3 protein-coding genes and 1 pseudogene are annotated in these 4,985 nt (G+C 42.7%); 2 read left to right on the top strand and 2 right to left on the bottom strand.

What is annotated here, in order from left to right:
• A pseudogene (locus tag F6K38_RS34840) lies at positions 1 to 198 on the top strand (hypothetical protein); the annotation flags it as partial.
• Between the two features lie 354 nt (positions 199 to 552).
• Entirely contained in the window at positions 553 to 3,804 is a 3,252-nt protein-coding gene (locus F6K38_RS34835) for a type 2 lanthipeptide synthetase LanM family protein (RefSeq protein ID WP_008178757.1), read from the top strand.
• 74 nt (positions 3,805 to 3,878) lie between these two features.
• On the opposite strand, the gene F6K38_RS34830 is transcribed toward F6K38_RS34835, so the two are convergent.
• Both F6K38_RS34830 and F6K38_RS34825 read right to left on the bottom strand, forming a co-directional pair.
• On the bottom strand, positions 3,879 to 4,616 hold the full coding sequence (locus tag F6K38_RS34830) for a peptidylprolyl isomerase (protein WP_287359679.1): 738 nt from the start codon (positions 4,614 to 4,616) through the stop codon (positions 3,879 to 3,881).
• Positions 4,588 to 4,839 carry a hypothetical protein gene (locus F6K38_RS34825; protein WP_287359678.1) on the bottom strand — a complete coding sequence of 84 codons (252 nt, stop codon included), beginning with the start codon at positions 4,837 to 4,839 and terminating at the stop codon, positions 4,588 to 4,590. The genes F6K38_RS34830 and F6K38_RS34825 overlap by 29 nt, the downstream gene beginning before the upstream one ends.
• Positions 4,840 to 4,985 lie beyond the last annotated feature (146 nt).

The raw sequence follows: 4,985 nt of genomic DNA, 5'->3' as shown, positions 1-4,985 counted from the left end.
TATTGGAGCAAAACTCAAATGGCTAACATCAAAGTTAATAACATCAAACCTGCTGGTGCTGAGTTGTTCGGTGATTCTGAAAGTTTTATCAAGGATCTCCAAGACAACGAACTTGAACTAGCAGGGGGTTCGGAGTGCCCTTCTCCATTCCCCACTTCACATCCTGGTAACTGCCCTACAGGCACTGAAGTTTTCTGATCCATTTGCAGCCTATAGCTTAAGCTTAGCACAGGGAGTAGTCACACACAAAAGGGCTTCAGCCTTGTGTCAAGTTTCCTACAGCAGGAGTTGCAGCGGTTTCGATACCTGGCACCAGTGACATGGATTAGGGAGGTTAAACCTCCCTGATTCGCAGCACTACCAGGTTCAAGAGATTATTCATTTATTTATTTGAGCGAACGGGACAAAATCTCCGATATAGCGTTTATCGCAGTTATGAGGTACAGTTTTATTTGATGTTGATTCCCTATATTGATGCAGTGATCTCTATTATCTTTTCCCTATTCCCTATTCCCTGTTCCCTGAAAAACCAGAACTTTGTACCTCATAGCTATGATAATTGCTATAAATGAACTGAGTATGGAAATAACAGCAGTAGAATTATCACAAATAGCTACTATAGCTACCAATGCAGCCTTTCTTTCAGAGTGCTTAAATTGTCCTTTTGAACGGGATTTTAATCCCCATAAGCTTGACCAAAATCTCATTGAAGAACGCCTCAAAACCTGGTGTAAACTCCTGGGAGGAGAAGACAGACTTAAGAAGCGCCTTCAGTGGAATGGATGGGACTTAAACACAGTCCGTATTTTACTGGGAACAGCGGATGTGATTGATAATCCTACTTTGCCACCTTGGGCGGAAACCCTGAAAGAATTAATTGAAAGTGGCGCAATTACCTTACTCGGTATAGAGGGAGAATATAAATCACCAATTGACTCCCAAAATCCCTTACCTTTTGAAGATTTTTATCTTCCCTTTATCCTAGTAGCACAGCGGAAACTATACACTGGTTTATCGGCAACTCGCCCTCTGGAATTGCTGAGTCGAGAAGCCTGGAAAGCCCTAGAAAGGAGCCTCCTACAAAAACTGGTTGATTTAGGGGCAAAAACCTTACTATTTGAATTTTACAAATTTCGGGAAAGTCAGCCCTCTTATGAAAAGATCGATTCCCAAGAAAGCCAAAGTAAAGCTTTGTATTGCGCCTTGATCCAAAACCTTCTCCAAGATGGGGGACTGGCATTTTTTCAGCAATACCCAGTCCTGGCTCGCTTGATAGCCACAACTATTAACTTATGGGTAGAATCTACTACTGAATTTATCCAACGTCTACAAGAAGATTTATCGGCAATTGAACTTATCTTTTCTGACCGCAAAAGCTTAGGAAAAGTTGAAAATGTTGAGACTGCTTTCTCAGAACCTCATAATGGGGGACGCTCTGTATCAGTTCTTACCTTCTCCTCGGGTGTAAAAGTGGTATATAAGCCCAAAGATTTGGGTCTAGATGTTGCTTTCAACCAGTTGCTAGACTGGTGCAACCAAAAGGATACCTCTTTACCCTTCCAACTAACCAAGATTCTTAATCGTCAGGGATATGGCTGGGTTAAATTTGTTGAGCAGCAACCTTGTGAAGATAAAGCTGCAGTCCAACGCTTCTACAAAAGAGCAGGAATGCTATTATCTCTCCTCTATGTCTTAGGCTCAAGTAAATCTCACAAGACCAATGTCATTGCCAGCCGTGAATATCCAATTATCATCAATGTTGACACCTTAATGTCTCCTATAGAAAAAAGTTTTAGTGAATCAGAAAACTGGTTCAAATACTCAGTTATAAAGACAGGCTTTTTACCTTCTTGGGAAGGTAATTTAGCCTCAGCAAATACTCGAGACTATAGTGATATTGGCGGTATTTACCCCCAGCAAATTAATTCCTCAATAGAGTGGAAATTTATTAACACAGATGGGATGCAATTAACTCCCAAAACTACTATTATTCCGCCTCGGAATAATGTCGTCGTGCTAGAAGAGGAAACCGTCTGCCCCAATGACTACCTTGAAGAGGTAGTGACGGGTTTTGAGGAGATGTATCGCCTCCTAATCAAACATAGGGAAACTCTCCTAACCGAGAATAGTATTCTATCAGGCTTAAAATCATTAAATTCTCGATTTATTCTGCGCCCAGCTAGGGCCTATAGTGTTATCTGTAAGCATAGCCTCAACCCACAATATTTGCGTAGCGGAGTTGACTATAGTATTGGAATAGACACTCTCAGTCGAACCTACTTAACTGCTGAAGAAAAACCGGAAGCTTGGGTAACTTTGCCAGCGGAAATCAAATCTTTACAACAGCAAGACATTCCCTATTTCACCGTATCCTGTAATAAGGATACCTTAGATGTTGGACTAGACCAACCCATCAAGCACTTTTTCAAAACTTCTAGTTACCAACAACTAATTTCTAGGCTTCAGAGTCTGGATCAACAAGATTTAGCCCTGCAAATTAAATTAATTCGGGGAAGTTTTTTGGCCAGGTTTGCTCATCTGACAAAAAAGAATGTTGCACCCCAGGCGGATTCTTATCAATTTCTCCCACTTACCCCTGAACAACTACAGCAAGAGGCACTCTCAATTGGCAATCGTCTTATCGCCAATGCGATTATAAATAATGACAGCTGCAACTGGATTGCCATAGAGTATATGTTTAATGCCAAGCGCTATCAACTCCAGGCGTTGGATGATTCTTTATATCAGGGGCGCGCTGGAGTTAGCCTATTTCTAGCAGCCTTAGCAAAACTTACTGGCAAAAGCGAATTTCAAAAAGTAGCTCTAGCAGCTCTCTCTCCTTTACGCCAGTCTCTTCAGAACACTAAAACTACCGGAAGATTAATTCAGTCTGGACTCGGTGTGGCAGGATTGGGTGGGATAATTTACAGTCTGGTTAAAATTAGTCAGTTTCTCCAAGAGCCAGCCCTCCTCAAAGATGCCCAGCAGGCAGCAAAACTGATCTCTCCACAGGCGATCGCTGGTGACCAAACGTTGGATATTTTGGGTGGAGTAGCTGGGGCAATTCTGGGCTTATTATCCCTCTACCAAGAAACAGGTGAGCCAGCTATATTGGATACAGCGATCGCCTGTGGCAATCGTCTCTTATCAAAACGAAGTAATACTGTCCCGAGGGCGTGGAAGACAATTTGTAAAATCCCTTTAACGGGATTTTCTCACGGTGCAGCGGGTAATGCTTTGGCCTTATTGCGGTTATATGCTGCTACAGCAGACACTGCTTATTTGGAAGCAGCACAAGAGGGAATTGAATATGAGCGGAGTGTCTTTGACCAATCTGCCCGAAATTGGCCAGATTTCCGTTTCTTGGAGAAAACTAATCAAATTAGCTTCATGCACACCTGGTGTCACGGAAGTGTTGGCATTGGATTAGCACGTTTGGCAAGTTTATCCATTCTAAAAATAGAAGAAAATTATGCTGACATTGAGATAGCTTTGGAAACCACGCAGAACTACAGCAGACCGAGTAGAGATATAGACCATCTTTGTTGCGGGATATTAGGCAGAACCGAACTATTTGTCGTCGCCTCCCAAAAACTTGGCAACCAAAATTGGCTTAAAACTGCTAGGAAGCAGGCAGCATGGGTAGTAGAAAGGTCAAAAGAACATGGAGGATATACTTTTTTCTTTGATTTCCCTAACTCGCTGTTTAACCCTAGTTTTTTCCGAGGTACAGCAGGGGTAGGGTATCAGTTGTTACGCTTAGCATCTCCAGAATTGTTGCCTTCAGTGCTGATTTGGGAGTAGAGTACCGTTGAATGGTTCTGTTGCGAAAACGCTCTCGCTCTTGTAGTAAGTAACTCCACCCCACTATTTAGTATCTACTCTATTTGCTTAATAACTTCAACTTCCCCAATCTGTCCCTTCAACCACCCAGTAAACAAATCAGACACAATCTGAGCACGCAACTTCCCATCCAATTCCGATTTAACAATCTCCTCAACCAAAATTAGATGCACTCCCTGAGAACTCACAATCGGTTTAAGCAACTGTGGCGGCTCAGCCGCAAACACAGCCGCAGAAATTTCCGGCTTAAACTCGTGACGCTTAACGATTCCCCGATATCCTCCAGAGCGCCGTAACTCAGTATCCTGGATGTATTCGTGAGCAATCTCATAGAAACTTGTCTCCCCTTCGTCGAGGGCATAAAACAGTTCCATGGCTAGGTCTTTATCATCTAAAACCACTTCGTAAATAACTGCTGCAGCATAATCCAGCTGATGTTCAAAGAAATAGGGGTCAACCTTATCAGCAAACAGATGTTGAACTAACTTATTAGCTATCAAATTAGTATAGACTATTTCTTCAAAATCATCTAAAGACATACTGTGTTGTTGCAGCCATGCCCAAGTGTCTTCTGAATTTTCAAGTTTGTTCATTAACCGGAATTGGTCGGCTGCCTGTTGAAGGTCTTCAATTTCTACACCGATGCCAGCACTTTCCGCAGTAGCAGCAATAATCTTGCGGGTAACAAGCCCTTCAAGAATTTCTGGGATTTGGCAAGATAGCTTGACTTGGCGAAGAATATCTTCAGTGGTAATCGTAATAGCTGGTAACATGATTATTTTTTGGTAATTGTTTGGACAGTAAGGGAATAGGGAACAGGGAACAGGGAACAGGGAATCGGGAGTAGGGAATCGGGAATCGGGAATCGGGAATCGGGAATCGGGAATCGGGAGTAGGGAATCGGGAATCGGGAATCGGGAATCGGGAGTCGGGAGTAGGCAAGAGGCAAGAGGCAAGAGGCAAGAGAGAAGAGGGAAAAAATCTTGTGTACTTCATTACTATGAGAAATGTTATCAGCGCGTTGATCCCATTGATGAGGTACGCTTCATAGCCTCAAAGTCCCCCTTATTAAGGGGGATTTAGGGGGATCCCTTCCTCATGGGAGAGAAAACTGTTACATATAGCATTTTTGCTCATTGTGT

The organism is Moorena sp. SIO3B2, assembly GCF_010692525.1.
GTDB lineage: Bacteria > Cyanobacteriota > Cyanobacteriia > Cyanobacteriales > Coleofasciculaceae > Moorena > Moorena producens.
Note: the sequence above shows the minus strand (reverse complement) of the source record. Positions and strands in the feature narration are given on the sequence as shown.